Here is a 14,505-nt window from a genome sequence, read left to right on the forward strand (position 1 = left end):
GGAGGCAATTAAACATATCAGTGCTGAATATAACCTTTTTTTTCTAACTCATCCTCAATCATCTGAAGATACCGTTCCTCCCCCGCCGCCACCGTATGGTAGTGGCTGCCGCCTGTGAGAGCTTTCAGGGGCTGGTCACGGGAGGTTTTCATATTAGCCACAAACTCAGCTGCATCCAGGCGGTTATTAATGATCAGGTCCACGGTTATGTGTCCGTACAGTTCATGCTCCACGGATACATCCAGCACCTTTCCGCCATAATCCACAATGGTCTGCAGCTCATCCAGGGTGTCCTCCGTGGCGTGGTTTACACGAAACACGCGCACACAGGTCCCTGCACCCATATCGGGATTATGGAACATATATCCCCGATAGGTTGACATGATCTCTTTGTTATCCGCCCTGAGAAGGGCAATATCCTGGACGATCACCTGGCGGCTGACTCCCAGCCTGCCTGCCAGCTCCGTACCGGACACCGGAGCTGTCCTGTTCTCCAGTATTTCCAGGATGTTCATCCTGCGCTTTTCACCCTCTGTCATCATTCTGCCTGCAGGCATTTTATCTCCCTCCAATCATATCCTCCACTGTGAGGAATGTCCCTTCGTAGCCCAGGAGTTTGCACAGTCCCGTCACATGGGGCTGCTCCAGACGGGCCTCAAAAAGGGCATCCATCTCATAAAACACCGTTCTCCCTGTTCCCCGGGCCAGAATGCGCCCATGGGCCATTACCAGGATCTGCTCGAAATACTCTGCTGCAAAATCCATATCGTGAAGGATGGCCAGTACGGTTTTCCCCTCCCGGCTCAGCTGGTGGACCATGGCTCCGATCCGGTTCTTTCCCCCTGCGTCCTGGGCTATGGTGGGCTCATCCAGGATCAGGACCTGCGGATCCATGGCCAGGACCGAGGCAATGGCCACCATTTTCCTGTCCGATAGGTCCAGGTCATAGGGATTTTCATTCTGAACAGTTAAAATTCCCGCTGTATCCAGGGCTTTTATTGCCATTTCCTCTGCCCTCTTCTTATCCATTCCAAGGTTCAGCGGACCTACCATCACCTCGTCCAGCACGCGGTTTTTAAAGATCTGGTCATCCGGGTTCTGGAACACATATCCTATCCTTCCGGCCAGCTGGGCCACGGTTCTTTTTCCTATGTCCTCTCCCTGCAGCAAAATCCTGCCCTTGTCCGGCTTTAACAAACCCTTCAGCAGCTTTACCAGGGTAGTCTTTCCCGCACCGTTCTGTCCCACAATGGCCGTGGGCCTTCCGTCCAACTCCAGGTTTAGTCCCTCCAGGACCGGACTGCCCTCTACATAGGAAAATCCCACATCCTCAATGGAAAATACAGACGGGCCGGCCTCAGGCTCCTGATCTGCTTTTTTTATCCCCTGCAGCTGTGTCGGAAAATATTCCCTCAAAGCCAGCGTCTGTTCCAATGTCACCGGATAACATTCCTGACCGACTTCTGGATCGCGTTCCGGATAACATTCCTGACCGACTTCTGGATTGCGTTCCGGGCAGCTCACTGAGAAAGCCCTGCTGACCCGGGTATATACCGGAGGCTCCACCCCCAGTTTCTTTAAGTCATCCCTGGCAAATATGCGCCCCGGCGTATCATACGCCACCTGTTTTCCATTGTGGAGAAGAAGGAGCCTGTGGCAATAGGAAGCCAGCTTCTCCATCTTGTGTTCCACCATCACAATGGTGATCCCGGATTCTGCCAGCCGGTCCACCACCCGGAACACATCCTCGCTCCCCTGGGGATCCAGCTGTGAGGTGGGTTCATCTAACACCAGGATCTCCGGCTCCATGGCCAGGATACTTGCAATGGCCACCCTTTGGATCTGCCCCCCGGACAGGTCAAAGGGGTTCCTGTCCCTGTAAGCGCCGATCTCCAAACGTTCCAGGCTGCATTCCACCCGATTCAGGATCTCTTCCCTGGCTACCCCCATGTTCTGTAGCCCGAAGGCCACCTCCCCAAACACCGTATCCCTGGCGCCCGACAGCTGATTAAAAGGATTCTGGAACACCAGCCCCACTTTCCTGCAAAGCTTTGACACAGGGGTCCGGGCCGCCTCCATCCCATCGATGAGGATATGTCCTCCGTATGCCCCTCCGAACATGGTGGGCACAAGACCCACCAATGCCTGGCACAGGGTGCTTTTACCGGCTTTGTTCTCCCCCAGGATTCCAATGAACTGGCCTTTCTCAATCTCAAAATCCAGCCCGTCCAGGGCCAGTTTCTCCGTGTGGGGATATCTATATTTCAGATTCTTAACCTCAATCAACGACATGGATCATCCTCCATATAACAGAACCTGCAATGAGCAGACACATGATCAGGATCAATGCCTTGTCCCTTCCGCCCATCTTTCCGTCTGTGAGAAAGGTCTTCTTTTCTCTGGAATCAAACCCTCTGACCTCCAGCGCAATGGCCCTCTCCCTTGTATTGATCAGGGAACTGCTGACCACGGGCGCGATAAGCGGGATGAACGCCTTTGCCCTCACAAACAGGTTTCCTTCCGTCTCCATCCCCCTGCTCCGCTGGGCATCCATGATGGTATTCATAGTGCCCATCATCTGGGGTATGATCTGAAACACGGAACTTATCATATAACCAAACTTGGGTGAAAAACCGATCTGTTCCAGGTCATCCACCAGCTGATCCGGCTTTGTAGACAGCACAAAGGCCGCAAATGCCAACAGCATGTTCAGTATATTAAACCCGATCCTGGCCGCGTACACCAGTCCCTCCCGGTAGAACTTAAACGGCCCCAGAACAAACAGCACATTCCGGTTGGCCTGGTTAAACAGCCCATGGATCAGAAACACAGTGGCAATGATCGTAAAGGAAAATGCGACCAGGGGGAAAACTCTGGCTGCAATCCTGCCACTGACCAGAAGGCACAGGCTCATTGCAATGAACAGGACAAACACCCACATTTTCCCTGTGATCAGGGGCACCGTGACTGCTGCCAGGATATAGAACAGTTTTGCAAAGGGATGGAGCCTTGTAAGGTATGTATCCTGCTCCACATAAAGGCTTATGCTTTTCATAAATACCCCTTTCTCTTATCTGCATGATATCCGAACACGCCCTAATCCAGGCGCTCCACCTTATTATCCACGTCATACAGGGATGTAAGCTTTTTAGGCAGGCCATTTATAATGGCAAAAACTACCAAAAGGGTGATCAGCTTATCAGGCACATCCACAATCACCTCGTCCAGCAGTGAACCCAGGAATACAGGCATCTTTGCTGCCTGTGACCATGCAAACACAGCATCTCCCCAGACATTTCCCGTTGTCCCTCCCCAGAAAACAATATTTAGCGGGGTGGAGATCACCACCGCGGTCAGGCCTGCCACACATGCGGTCAGGACAGCTCCCCTCAGTCTTCCCATCTGGCCCAGCCGTGCCATGATACCCACTGCCACACCAATGCCCAGGCTGGTGAGTGCATAGATTAACGTAATGGTGTCCCCTGTGGTAAATCCATAGATCAGGTTATTGGCCGCTCCGCACACTGCTCCGATGACCGGCCCTCCTAACACTGCTCCGATGCATGTGCCGATGGAGTCCAGCCACAAGGGCAGTTTTAAAACGGAAGCAAACAGCTTCCCAAGATAGTTGATCCCGATGCACGCAGGAATCAGGACAAAACAGGCTGCATTTAATTTAGTTTTAAACAAATGGTTCATACTCGATCCTCCCAGACTTTTTTTGCTGTCCAGAGGATTTTAACCCAAAGAAGCTGTCTTGTCAACCTATTACAGCTGACAAGACAGTTCTCTTAAGAGTTTATTATTTTATAAGTCCAGAATATAGAAATCACTGTCCTCATAGGGATGATCATAGACCAGAGGCAGCTGATCCTCCCCGATCTTCTGAAAGCCGGCCTTTTCATAAAACCGGTGGGCACGTCCCGTGTTCTTTGGCGTATCTAAAAGCAGGCTTTTTATATGGCGCTGCCGGGCAAACTCCACCAGCACATCATACAGCCGGCGGCCCAGATGCACAGGCTCTCCACGGTATTCCTCATACACAAAGAACTTCTTTAACAGGCCAAGCCCTCCTCCGCAGTCCATCAGGCCGATACTGCCCACGACCCTCTCCTGTTTTACAGCCACCCAGAAGTTCCCGCCTCCATCCAGATACGTTTCCTTTATATGAAGCAGCTCGGGCTGGTCTTCCACCGTGACCATAGGGCGTGTTCCGTCATTCTGGCAGTGTAAGACCAGCTGAATGATCTCATTTGTATCATTTTCAGTAAATGTCCGTATCTCTATCATATTAACAGCTCCCTTCTAATCTCCGTCCAATGATGCTGGTTTTTCGTTCACTTTCATCCGTTCACCGGCATCTGTCCTACAGAAATCTTTCTTAAATTATGATAACATAAAAACAGCTTTATAAAAACCGAAATATCTGAACCATTCATTTAATCATATTGAACTGTTAACTATGCGGCACGGCATCCCTTGTTGCCTTAATCTATTTCCTTCCCTTCCAGCTGTCCCCTTTTATCCCTGTATGATGTGTGGAGCATCTTCTCCGCCAGCTCACTGAGGGGCTTCTTATAAAACTCCTGATACAGGACCTTGATCTCCTCATTCTCATGGCTCAGGCGGACGGTCATGGCGCCATCCCTCTTGTATAAGCTGTCTATACGCTTTTGCCGCAGGGCATCCCCCTCAAACTTCTTATCCTTTGGCTGCCCTCCGCCGCCGATACAACCGCCGGGACATGTCATGACTTCCACAAAGTGATACTGCTTTTCCCCGTTCCTCATTTCCTCCAGGAATCTGCGCAGGCTGGCGGTCCCATATACGACCGCCACATTTACGGTCATATCTGCGATCTGAAGGCTGGCTTCCCTTACCGCCTCCATGCCCCTTACCGGTGTCAGTTCATACAATACCCCAGGTGCCTGTTCTCCTGTTATGTATTCGTAAGCGGTTCTTAAGGCCGCTTCCATTACGCCTCCCGTATTTCCAAAGATAACGCCTGCGCCTGATCCCTGGCCCATAAGCCGGTCATAATCCGAATCCTCCAGGGATGAAAAGTCGATCCTCTTCATCCTGGCCCACTGCGCCAGCTCCCTGGTAGTGATCACATAGTCCATGTCCCTCATATCATCCTCGCCCAGGTATTCCCCTGCCGCTTTCATCTCCTGCCTTCGGATCTCGTATTTCTTGGCAGTGCATGGGGTGACTGCCACATTCACGATCTTTTTGGGGTCGATTCCCATCTTCCGGGCAAAATATGTCTTAATGGTAGGCCCCTGCATACCGATGGGGCTCTTTGCCGTAGATATATGGGGAAGCATGTCCGGATAATAGATTTCCGCAAACTTGACCCATGCAGGACAGCAGCTGGTAAACTGGGGCAGCGGACGTCTTCCTGTTGTTATGCGGTCGATCAATTCGCTGGCCTCCTCCACAATGGTCAGATCAGCAGCAAAATTGGTGTCCAGAACATAGTCCACTCCCAGGGTGCGCAGCAGGGCCACCATCTTTCCCTGGACAAAGCTGCCCTCCTCCATGCCAAACTCCTCTCCCAGTGCCGCACGCACGGAAGGGGAGGTGGATACAACCACGATCTTGTCCGGGTCCATAACCTCTGCGGCCACCATTCCATACTCCGGCTGTTCCCTGATGCTCTCCACCGGACAGACATTGGCGCACTGCCCGCAGTTGATGCAGATGGCGGTATCCCCTGTTTTTAACAGGTCATAGGTACCCAGGACCCGATATAGTCCCGGCACATATCCCTGCACTGTCCGCACTTGATACACCGCTCCTCGTCCCTGAATATGGACACATTTTCCTTTTCAATGGGTACTCTGACTTCTGGTGATAAATGTTTGCTCATAAACTTCCCTCTTTCTTTGGCTGGTATTTATTGGTATATCGTCCTCTAAATATTAATAATAATTACTATTACTGTGTTTGTCAATCACTTTCCACCACAATTTCCGGCCACTTTTCTGATACAAGGCAGAGCCCGCCGAACACAGGCTGTTCATCTGATGTAAAACTGATCCCATTGAACACAGGCCGTTTACCTGATGCAAAGCTAATCCCGCATAAAAAGAGCCGGAATCCATACCGGAGCATGTTTAATCCTTGCCCCGGTACGGATTCCGGCTCTTCCTATTATATTTCATTATATTGCGGCTCGCTACAGCTCACTGCAGTTCCCTGCATATCTCCCTGTACTCGTCCCCGTATATGCTGCCTTTATTCCATATAAATGCAAAGTCGTGCTCCATCTGAAAATCCTTCAGCCGCAGCTCCCTGATGGTCCCGTCCTGAATCCCCTGCTCCACAGCGGTCCGGTAAAGGAAGGTAATACCTGAATCCTTTTCCAGGAGCTGCAATATCACATGCATGCTCCCCACCTCTGTCATATGGGCGAAATCACCCAGGCGTATGTTCTTGATCTCCAGGTTTTTCTCCAGGATATCCCTGGTCCCCGACCCAGGTTCACGGATCAGCAGGTGTTCCCCTAAAAGGTCCTTTAGCTGTCCGGGATCCTTCTTAAACTGATGGCAGGCCGCGCACACAGGTATGAACGGCTCCGTGCAATAGACCAAAGAGTCATATGCCTGCTGGTCATAATATCCTTCCACCAGGGCAAACTGTATTTCCCCGGATGTAAGTTTGTGAAGCAGCTCATCCGTGTTCCCGATGGCCACCTTGATGTTGGCCTCCGGGTGACGATGGATGTAACCGGCCAGAGGCGCTGATATGACAGATTCGCCAATGGTCCTGGTTGTGCCAAACCGGAGGGTAGGTCCCTGCTCCGGCACACAGCGCAGCACTTCCTTTAAAAATTCCTCGTCATTTTTTAAAGTGGTAGACGCCTGCAGAAGTCTCTTGCCTGCCGGGGTAAGATGTATCTTCTTTCCCTCGCTTGCGAACAGCCTGACGCCGTAAAGCGTCTCCAGATACCGTATATGCTGGGACACAGCCGGCTGTGTAATATGGAGCGCCTCCGCAGCCTTTGTATAATTCATATATTCACAGACAGCAAGAAAGGTATAGACTCTGAAATCCAGCATATCCTTAATCCCCCTTATCCCAACTTCTCCATACACCTATTTTTCGTCCGTTTTTGCCCAATCTTTCCTTATCATAACATAACTTTATCAAAATATAAATATATATAATTTTACTTTATGTTTTCCATAAGTTACCATGTAATGCGGATAAGAAAGAAAAAGTGATTACTTAGGAGGTTTTAGGAATGTTAGGATTAAAAAACAAATGGAAAGGACTTTTACTGTGCCTTGCCATCGCACTGCCATCCTGGTTTTTAGGGAAAATGTTTCCCATTGTAGGCGGCGCCGTGATCGCCATCATAGCCGGCATGATCCTCACCGGTTTCATCAAAAACAAAGGCGAACTGGAACCGGGCATCAAATTCACATCGAAAAAGATACTTCAGTGGGCCGTAATCCTCCTTGGATTCGGAATGAACTTAAGCGTTGTGCTGGAAACAGGCAGGCAATCCCTGCCCATTATCCTGTCCACCATTACCACCTCCCTTGTGATCGCATTTGCTTTACATAAGATCATGCATATACCGTCAAAGATCTCCACCCTGGTGGGTGTGGGTTCTTCCATCTGCGGCGGATCAGCCATAGCTGCCACCGCGCCGGTCATTGACGCGGATGACGAGGAGGTGGCCCAGGCAATTTCCGTTATTTTCTTCTTTAATGTTCTGGCAGCCATCCTGTTTCCCATGTTTGGTAAAATGCTGGGTTTTGACACAGCCTCAGGCAATGCCTTTGGAGTATTCGCAGGCACGGCCATCAATGATACCTCCTCCGTGACAGCGGCTGCCGCCACCTGGGACGGCATGTGGAAATTGGGTTCAGCAACCCTGGACAAGGCGGTTACGGTAAAACTTACCAGAACACTGGCCATTATCCCCATCACCCTGGTCCTGGCATTTATAAGGACCAGAAACGAGGAGAAGAATGACAAGGCCCAGGGGCAGGCCGTGAGCTTTAAAGATATCTTCCCATTTTTCATCCTGTACTTTATGGCCGCTTCCATCATAACCACCATTGCCCTCCAGGCCGGCGTGCCCATGGCTGTCTTCCAGCCGGTCAAAGAACTGAGCAAATTCTTTATCGTGCTGGCCATGGCTGCCATCGGACTTAACACTAATCTGGTCAAGCTGATCAAAACAGGGGGGAAACCGATCTTTATGGGCGCCTGCTGCTGGGTCGGGATCACGGGCGTCAGCCTGATGCTGCAAAGGGTATTGGGGATCTGGTAGAACCGGCCTGGCAGGACCGCTCTAACAGGACCGCCCTGGCAGGACCGCCCTGACAGAACTGCTCCGGCAGGACCGCAATGCTTAAAAAGGAGCCCCCGCGCCGGTTTGTCTTCCGGTGCGGGGGCTCCCTGTCTATTCCATTAAAAATACTCCCTGTAATTTCAGTTCTTACCTTCCAGCGCATGCACCATATTCACCACAAATTCATGGCTTGGCACAGGTACGCCCACTTTTGCGGCAGCGCGGACCACGGAACCACTGATGGTATCCACCTCTGTCCTGCGTCCGTCCCTTAAATCAGCCCGGATGGAGGTACAGCCATTGGGCGACATCTCTGATGTCTTCTTTACCTTGGCCATGATCTGTTCTTCATCTGCGGTAAGGCCCATGGCTTTTGCCACTGCCACCGCTTCCCTGATCAGGCTGGTTGTCATGGCCCATGCATATTCATTGGCCGCAATGTAACCCATATCCACCTGAAGGATGCCGGTCACAGCGCTTAATGAAACATTGGTAAAAAGCTTATCCCAGATCAGCTGCTGGATATTTTCATGTATCTTTACATTAAAACCGCAGCAATCAAAGGCTTCTTTTAATTTAGGAAGAAATCCATTCTTATCCTCGGTCAGCATGCCCACATTGGTGTTGCCCGCGCCGCCGCGCCTGATATGGCCCAGGCCCAAAACCGCGCCGTTATCCTCGGTGGTCCCGATAATGATATGGTCCTGATCCACAAACTCTCCCAATATATCCTCATGGCCGGAGCCGTTCTGGAGAGTCATCACATAGGTATCCGGTCCAATCAGGCCGCCGTTGCCTGAGAGGGCCGCCCTTGAAAACAGCGCCTTCACAAACAGGATCACCAGATCCACGGTCCCTACGCCCTCAGTGGAGGTAACTGCCATGGGGTTAAACAGGATATCCTCTCCATTTTCCTGGAGTTTCAATCCTTCCTTTTGAATATGCTCCACAACAGGAGCTGCCGTATCTACAAGATATACCTCATTGTGCTGTGACAGATGTCCGCCATAGATGGAGCCCATGGCCCCTGCGCCGATTACAGCTATTCTCATATTGTTCTCACCTTCTATTATGCAGTAAATCCCGGCAGGCCCTCGATGGCATACGCACGCACCGGCATGGAGTCGGCACCGATCAGTGGTAATGGAGTATAGGACATGAAGAACGTGTCAGTGGTCAGATCCTCCAGGTTCTTTAATACTTCCAGGAATACAATGTCAACTTCCATCAGGATATCATGGAACGGTTTTACATCCTCGTTGCAGTTTTCAATGGAAACACCATCGCCAAAGCCAACACATTTAACCTTATGGTTGCGGAACCACCATGCACTCTCAGCATTGATGAACAGACGCTTGTCATCAGGGCTGTTGGTAGCCGGTGTAAATGGAGGGAATTTCCAGTTGCTGTCAAGGATCACAATGTCGCCCTCTTTGATGCGGTCGCCGCAGGCACGGTCCAGATCAGCGGCGCTGATATGTGAGTTGGGCTCCAGGAAATCGATATTTACATAAATGGCACGGCCCATAAATGTGGTCAGCGGAAGCTCTCCAACCGACTTGCCATCCTCAAAGTGATGGTAAGGACACTCGCAGTGTGTTCCCAGATGTGTGGTCAGATCCAGTGCTGTGTGGAAATCCGGGATCGGGCCGCCTGTGTTGTAACGGATCAGATGACACCTTCTTGACTCTGTTGCGGGATCCAGAACCTTTGTTAAATCAACCAGTCTTAAACCATTACCTAAATCATATACGCTCATTACTATACCTCCTGCTTCTTTATGATACATTGTTTGTTGAGTTCATTATACCAGTATACCGGTATACCGGTCAAGTGTTTTTTCATTGACTTTGGGGACTATCTGGGGTATGATTAATTCAATATTTTCCGCGTGCTTGATCAGCGTGTTTGATCCATGTGCCTGAACCGAGTATTGATCCCCATGTTCGCACCATCCATACCAACGGGGAAGTAAGGAGTTTGATTATGGTTATCAAAAATTCACTGCAGTCACAAGCTTATGATACATTAAAGGAGCAGATCCTTTCCAACATCCTGACACCCGGGGTGCTTTATTCCGAGACAAAAATCTCCAAGGAACTGGGTATCTCCCGCACTCCCATGAGGGAGGCGCTCCAGTGCCTTTCCCAAGACGGGTATATCACTATCATTCCCAGCCGCGGCTTTAAGATACGCCAGCTGAGCAAGGAATCCATGAGGGAATCCATACAGATCCGCTGTGCCATCGAGGGCTTTTGCGTCCATCTGATCGCATCACAGCCCTCTGAGAAGCGCTGCCAGAAGCTGTTAAAAGACATGGAGCGCTCCCTGGCCCGGCAGAAAAAGGCGCTGGCCTCCCCGGCCTCCCGCAGCTCCTTTATCGAGGAGGACCACCGGTTCCACCTCCTTTTAGTCCACTATGCTGACAATGATGAGTTTAACCATCTGTTCCAGCGCCTCATGTACATGATCCATCTGACCACATCCAACGCCCTGTCCATTGAAGGGCGGGTCCAGGCCACCTTTGAGGAACACCAGGAACTTTATAACTGCTTAAAATCAGAGGACGGGGATAAAGCCTACAGGATCCTGATCGCCCACCTGCTGATGCCCCTTAATATGGATATTCTGTGATGTGGACAAAAAATGCATCTTACCACAGCCTTCTGCTGTGGCAGGATGCATCTTTAAAGTTGCCAAAGGGCAATTCATAGGATCAAAGATCTTTAATCCATCTTTACAACAACCTTCATATAGTTTCCCGGGTTCTTCTCAATGTCCCTGATGGTCTCAGGAGCTTCCTCCAGCCCAATGGTCTTTGTAAGGATCTTTGCCACATCCACTTTTTTGGTGTAGATCAGCTCAATGGCTTCCTCAAATTCCCCTGCGCTGGTGCGCGCACCGCGGATATCGATCTCCTTGCGGGTAATGACATCGGTGGGGATCGGAGTTTCCTTTGGCGGCCATCCGGTCAGGGTGATCCTGCCCGCGTGGCTGACCAGGTCAAGGGTCTGAAGCACCGCCACATTGGCGCCGCTGCACTCCATTACCTGCTGTGCCATTGTTCCGCCCGTGATCTCACTGACGCGCTCCACCGGGTTTTCTTCCCTGGAGTTGATCACATACTCAATTCCCAGTTCCCTTGCAAAATCCAGACGTTCCTGAACCAAATCCAGAAGGATGGCGTGTGCGCCGTATGCCTGGGCGATCATGCCTGCCAGAAGTCCGATGGGGCCTGCGCCGATAATGGCACAATACTCCCCTGCCTTTAAACCGCCTCTGTGGATCCCGTGAAGGGAAATGGTCAGCGGCTCAGCCATGGCTGCATCGGTCCAGTCCATATCTTCAGGCATTTTCACCAGCATGTCCGCCGGATGGCAGTAATATTCAGCCATTCCCCCGTCAATATGTACGCCCAGAACCTTCAGGCTGGTGCAGCAGTTGGTGCGGCCAATGCTGCAGGGATAACATGTTCCGCAGTAAAGATACGGATCCACGATCACTTTGTCCCCCACCTTTAATCCCTTGGGATTGTCTGCCGGGATCTCCTCAATGATGCCTGCCAGCTCATGTCCGATAATCCTTGGATAGGATACCAGCTTGTTGGTTCCCCTGAATGCACCGATATCGCTGCCGCAGATACCGGCTGTCTTAATGCGGATCAGGGCCTGTCCGGGACCTGGTACCGGCTTTTCCAATTCAACACAATCCACCTGTCTTGGTTCTGCCAGTTTAATTGCTTTCATTTCCGTTTCCTCCTTGTTACAAGCGCTTGAACCAGTGCCTGCACTGTCCAATTATAACGCCACTTTCACAACTACCTTTTTTACTTCACATGGCCCGCCTGCCTGGCATCTCGGCTTATGAGCATCCTCTGGGGCAACCACGATCAGATCGCCTTCTTCCAGGAATACGCTGCCTGAAAATTCAGGCTCCTCATAGAAGATCAGGTCATTGGCCTCATTGCGCTCTTTTTCCACCAGTCCGTCTCTCTTACACACCCCGAACTGCTCCCTGCCGGATACCATGTACTGAATGTCAAAATATTTCTCGTGAGTCTCAAAGGAACCCTGGCTTGCAGGAAATGTGGTATATTCCTGTACATTGGCAACCACCGTATCACCCATGATCGGATAGCTTCCCGCTGCCAGGGACTTGATATCAGTCTCAGCCAGCCACTTATAGGCGCAGGTAAATTTTTCTTCCAGGTAATTGTACTTCTCAGCAATACTTACATTTGAAAAAAACATTGTCATGACCTCCTTGTCCGAACCATATGTTATTATCTGCTTGCAATATCTTCTGTTTCCATATTTCCCGCTGCAAGGGACTGGACCTGCGCCCAGATCGCCTCATCCACGCAGACACCGTCTGCCATGCTCTTTGCACGGGTGGTAACAGTGCGCTCGCCCGGGCAGGTCACACGGCCGCCCTCCCGCTCCGGATGGCTTGCATCCGCCGCGGCCACACGTTTGTTGAGCATTGCCTGGATATCCTCCTTGTTTCCGAACAGATATGGGTCAAATGCAATAAAGATCTGGCAGCAGCCGGTACAGCTTCCGTTGTTCGCCTCATCCATGTCTGTTCCGCAGTTTCCGTTTGCCATAAGAGCCGCTGCCATGTCCAGGGCAATAGCCATTCCGCTGCCCTTCCAGTATCCGGTAGGCAGGATACGCTTGCTCTCCTCAATGGCTCCCGGATCGCTGGTCAGGTTGCCGTCCTTATCAAATCCGCCCGGGAAAGGAAGCTCCTTGCCGGCCAGACGGTAAACGCCCAGCTTACCGTAGGCATACTGGCTCATGGCCATATCCAGCACAATGGGTCCGTCTTCCCTTGGGATGGCGATGCAGAACGGATTGTTGCCAACTCCCGGCTCATCGCTTCCCCACAGAGGCATGCAGCTCTCAGTATTGATCCAGCTGATCCCCATGAATCCGGCCTCCGCCATACGCCATGCGTAGGTGCCGCCCCTCATCCAGTGAGTGGTATTCTTAAGGGATACACAGCCTATTCCGTGAACCTTTGCCAGTTCCATGGCGCGGTCAGCACAGTACAGGGCATTGGTGATGCCGATTCCAAGATGGCCGTCATAGTTCTCCACAGCGCCCTTTGCGCCCATTAACTCCGGCTTGCCTTCCAGGTTGATCCAACCCTTCTGCACATACTCTGCAAAGCGTGGAATACGGTTAAGCCCATGGCTCTCAACTCCGTCCGCGCTGGACTGGGTATGGATGGCGGAACATACCTCTGCCTGCTCCTCGCTCAGTCCCAGGTTTAAAAATGCAGTCTTTACAGTGTCTTTGACAGTATCATAGGGGATACGTAAACTCATAGTCCTTCTCCTTTAAACACATTTATATGATTGATTCTATGACCGATTCTATCCTTGCTCCGGATCAGTCCGGATCCGGCGCCTGTTCAGGTGCAAATGGCTCAAGCCCGGCAAACTCCATCATTTCCTCGTAAAGGCCGCTGGCTTCTTCGGGGGAATAGCCGTATACAAGAAACACGTCCATGACATAGGGGGCATAGGGGATGCCCGTTATCTCTTTTGCAAATGCCATGGCCGCGATCTCGCTGAGTGCAATGATGGTGGAGTCATTGTGTACAGGGCCCAGGGACCACAACCTGATCTTTTCTGTCTTTGTATAGATCTCGTGCTTATATTTTTCTTCCACATTATGGAAGAGCTCATGGGCCAGCAAAAGCCTGCTTATGTTCAGCCCCTCCGTCAGGATCTCCCTGATCTCCGGCTTTTCCAGGAATTTCTTTGCCTTTTTCACCGCATCCATGTAGATGCATATGGTGTCCGGAACCCGGTATTCGGCAAAGAGCACCCGGTCCGTCTTCTCCGGATAGGTGGGGTAGGACACCTTCATGCCCATGGCCTTTGCTATCACCTCAGGATCGGAGCTTTTGTACTCCTCCATCACCTTCCTGGCATATTCCTGCCCGCAGGCCAGAGCCTGCTCCATCCAGCTGCGGCGCTGCTCATCTGTAAATTTTCCATTCAGCGGCTCCCTTGAGAACACATACCGGAACCACTCCACCGGTTCGATGGCGGCCAGGTCCCCCAGCATCCGGTCCAGAGGCCGCAGCGGAAAATGGGGACGCTCATAGCGTTTCGTCCCCTGTTTTCCGAACAGCCCGTCTGTTATGGGCTTTAAAGCTTTCTGAAACTCTTCCTTGTTCAT

Annotated in this window: 16 protein-coding genes; 2 read left to right on the forward strand and 14 right to left on the reverse strand. The window is 51.4% G+C overall.

Annotation, left to right across the window (positions count from 1 at the left end; translation table 11 throughout):
- Window positions 1-17: 17 nt before the first annotated feature.
- From CLFS41_RS21715 to CLFS41_RS21745, 8 genes are all read right to left on the reverse strand, one after another.
- A complete protein-coding gene (locus CLFS41_RS21715; protein WP_045093465.1) occupies window positions 18-557 on the reverse strand; it encodes a transcription repressor NadR in 540 nt (179 codons plus the stop codon).
- A 1-nt stretch (window position 558) separates the two neighbouring features.
- Window positions 559-2,292, reverse strand: coding sequence for an ABC transporter ATP-binding protein (locus CLFS41_RS21720; protein WP_045093466.1), 1,734 nt, complete (start codon window positions 2,290-2,292; stop codon window positions 559-561).
- Complete coding sequence (locus tag CLFS41_RS21725) at window positions 2,279-3,055, reverse strand: energy-coupling factor transporter transmembrane component T (protein ID WP_045093467.1); 777 nt, start codon at window positions 3,053-3,055, stop codon at window positions 2,279-2,281. Before CLFS41_RS21725 ends, CLFS41_RS21720 begins: the two co-directional genes overlap by 14 nt.
- Before the next feature lie 41 nt (window positions 3,056-3,096).
- Window positions 3,097-3,699: an ECF transporter S component gene (locus CLFS41_RS21730; RefSeq protein ID WP_007866247.1), complete on the reverse strand. Its 603-nt coding sequence runs from the start codon at window positions 3,697-3,699 to the stop codon at window positions 3,097-3,099.
- 108 nt (window positions 3,700-3,807) lie between these two features.
- Window positions 3,808-4,290 carry a GNAT family N-acetyltransferase gene (locus CLFS41_RS21735; protein WP_045093468.1) on the reverse strand — a complete coding sequence of 161 codons (483 nt, stop codon included), beginning with the start codon at window positions 4,288-4,290 and terminating at the stop codon, window positions 3,808-3,810.
- A 197-nt stretch (window positions 4,291-4,487) separates the two neighbouring features.
- On the reverse strand, window positions 4,488-5,765 hold the full coding sequence (locus CLFS41_RS21740; RefSeq protein ID WP_347468747.1) for a [FeFe] hydrogenase, group A: 1,278 nt from the start codon (window positions 5,763-5,765) through the stop codon (window positions 4,488-4,490).
- On the reverse strand, window positions 5,723-5,872 hold the full coding sequence (locus tag CLFS41_RS31215) for a 4Fe-4S binding protein (protein WP_347468748.1): 150 nt from the start codon (window positions 5,870-5,872) through the stop codon (window positions 5,723-5,725). The genes CLFS41_RS21740 and CLFS41_RS31215 overlap by 43 nt, the downstream gene beginning before the upstream one ends.
- Window positions 5,873-6,188: 316 nt before the next feature.
- On the reverse strand, window positions 6,189-7,064 hold the full coding sequence (locus tag CLFS41_RS21745) for a LysR family transcriptional regulator (protein WP_007866258.1): 876 nt from the start codon (window positions 7,062-7,064) through the stop codon (window positions 6,189-6,191).
- A gap of 185 nt (window positions 7,065-7,249) precedes the next feature.
- Here CLFS41_RS21745 and CLFS41_RS21750 point away from each other — a divergent pair, with 185 nt between their 5' ends.
- Window positions 7,250-8,290: a YeiH family protein gene (locus CLFS41_RS21750; RefSeq protein WP_007866260.1), complete on the forward strand. Its 1,041-nt coding sequence runs from the start codon at window positions 7,250-7,252 to the stop codon at window positions 8,288-8,290.
- A 161-nt stretch (window positions 8,291-8,451) separates the two neighbouring features.
- On the opposite strand, the gene CLFS41_RS21755 is transcribed toward CLFS41_RS21750, so the two are convergent.
- Complete coding sequence (locus CLFS41_RS21755; protein ID WP_045093469.1) at window positions 8,452-9,363, reverse strand: ketopantoate reductase family protein; 912 nt, start codon at window positions 9,361-9,363, stop codon at window positions 8,452-8,454.
- 17 nt (window positions 9,364-9,380) lie between these two features.
- Window positions 9,381-10,070, reverse strand: a complete 690-nt coding sequence (locus CLFS41_RS21760; protein WP_007866264.1) for a cyclase family protein — start codon at window positions 10,068-10,070, stop codon at window positions 9,381-9,383.
- Between the two features lie 227 nt (window positions 10,071-10,297).
- On the opposite strand from CLFS41_RS21760, the gene CLFS41_RS21765 reads away from it, so the two are divergent.
- Window positions 10,298-10,945: a GntR family transcriptional regulator gene (locus CLFS41_RS21765; protein ID WP_007866265.1), complete on the forward strand. Its 648-nt coding sequence runs from the start codon at window positions 10,298-10,300 to the stop codon at window positions 10,943-10,945.
- A gap of 92 nt (window positions 10,946-11,037) precedes the next feature.
- Here the strand turns inward: CLFS41_RS21765 and CLFS41_RS21770 are convergent, their stop codons facing one another.
- From CLFS41_RS21770 to CLFS41_RS21785, 4 genes are all read right to left on the reverse strand, one after another.
- Entirely contained in the window at window positions 11,038-12,057 is a 1,020-nt protein-coding gene (locus tag CLFS41_RS21770; RefSeq protein WP_007866266.1) for a zinc-binding alcohol dehydrogenase family protein, read from the reverse strand.
- A gap of 51 nt (window positions 12,058-12,108) precedes the next feature.
- Window positions 12,109-12,561: a YhcH/YjgK/YiaL family protein gene (locus CLFS41_RS21775; RefSeq protein ID WP_007866267.1), complete on the reverse strand. Its 453-nt coding sequence runs from the start codon at window positions 12,559-12,561 to the stop codon at window positions 12,109-12,111.
- 32 nt (window positions 12,562-12,593) lie between these two features.
- A complete protein-coding gene (gene yiaK / locus CLFS41_RS21780) occupies window positions 12,594-13,643 on the reverse strand; it encodes a 3-dehydro-L-gulonate 2-dehydrogenase (RefSeq protein ID WP_007866268.1) in 1,050 nt (349 codons plus the stop codon).
- Between the two features lie 64 nt (window positions 13,644-13,707).
- Window positions 13,708-14,505, reverse strand: a complete 798-nt coding sequence (locus tag CLFS41_RS21785) for a hypothetical protein (protein ID WP_045093470.1) — start codon at window positions 14,503-14,505, stop codon at window positions 13,708-13,710.

This window comes from Clostridium sp. FS41, from assembly GCF_000954015.1.
Classification (GTDB): Bacteria; Bacillota; Clostridia; order Lachnospirales; family Lachnospiraceae; genus Enterocloster; species Enterocloster citroniae.

Coding starts and splice junctions, on each gene's coding strand:
- CLFS41_RS21720 (WP_045093466.1), bottom strand. CDS start 2,292: ATGTCGTTGATTGAGGTTAAGAATCTGAAATATAGATATCCCCACACG.
- CLFS41_RS21765 (WP_007866265.1), top strand. CDS start 10,298: ATGGTTATCAAAAATTCACTGCAGTCACAAGCTTATGATACATTAAAG.
- CLFS41_RS21785 (WP_045093470.1), bottom strand. CDS start 14,505: ATGAACAAGGAAGAGTTTCAGAAAGCTTTAAAGCCCATAACAGACGGG.
- CLFS41_RS21760 (WP_007866264.1), bottom strand. CDS start 10,070: ATGAGCGTATATGATTTAGGTAATGGTTTAAGACTGGTTGATTTAACA.
- CLFS41_RS21715 (WP_045093465.1), bottom strand. CDS start 557: ATGCCTGCAGGCAGAATGATGACAGAGGGTGAAAAGCGCAGGATGAAC.
- CLFS41_RS21735 (WP_045093468.1), bottom strand. CDS start 4,290: ATGATAGAGATACGGACATTTACTGAAAATGATACAAATGAGATCATT.
- CLFS41_RS21775 (WP_007866267.1), bottom strand. CDS start 12,561: ATGTTTTTTTCAAATGTAAGTATTGCTGAGAAGTACAATTACCTGGAA.
- CLFS41_RS21745 (WP_007866258.1), bottom strand. CDS start 7,064: ATGCTGGATTTCAGAGTCTATACCTTTCTTGCTGTCTGTGAATATATG.
- yiaK (WP_007866268.1), bottom strand. CDS start 13,643: ATGAGTTTACGTATCCCCTATGATACTGTCAAAGACACTGTAAAGACT.
- CLFS41_RS21730 (WP_007866247.1), bottom strand. CDS start 3,699: ATGAACCATTTGTTTAAAACTAAATTAAATGCAGCCTGTTTTGTCCTG.
- CLFS41_RS21725 (WP_045093467.1), bottom strand. CDS start 3,055: ATGAAAAGCATAAGCCTTTATGTGGAGCAGGATACATACCTTACAAGG.
- CLFS41_RS31215 (WP_347468748.1), bottom strand. CDS start 5,872: ATGAGCAAACATTTATCACCAGAAGTCAGAGTACCCATTGAAAAGGAA.
- CLFS41_RS21750 (WP_007866260.1), top strand. CDS start 7,250: ATGTTAGGATTAAAAAACAAATGGAAAGGACTTTTACTGTGCCTTGCC.
- CLFS41_RS21770 (WP_007866266.1), bottom strand. CDS start 12,057: ATGAAAGCAATTAAACTGGCAGAACCAAGACAGGTGGATTGTGTTGAA.
- CLFS41_RS21755 (WP_045093469.1), bottom strand. CDS start 9,363: ATGAGAATAGCTGTAATCGGCGCAGGGGCCATGGGCTCCATCTATGGC.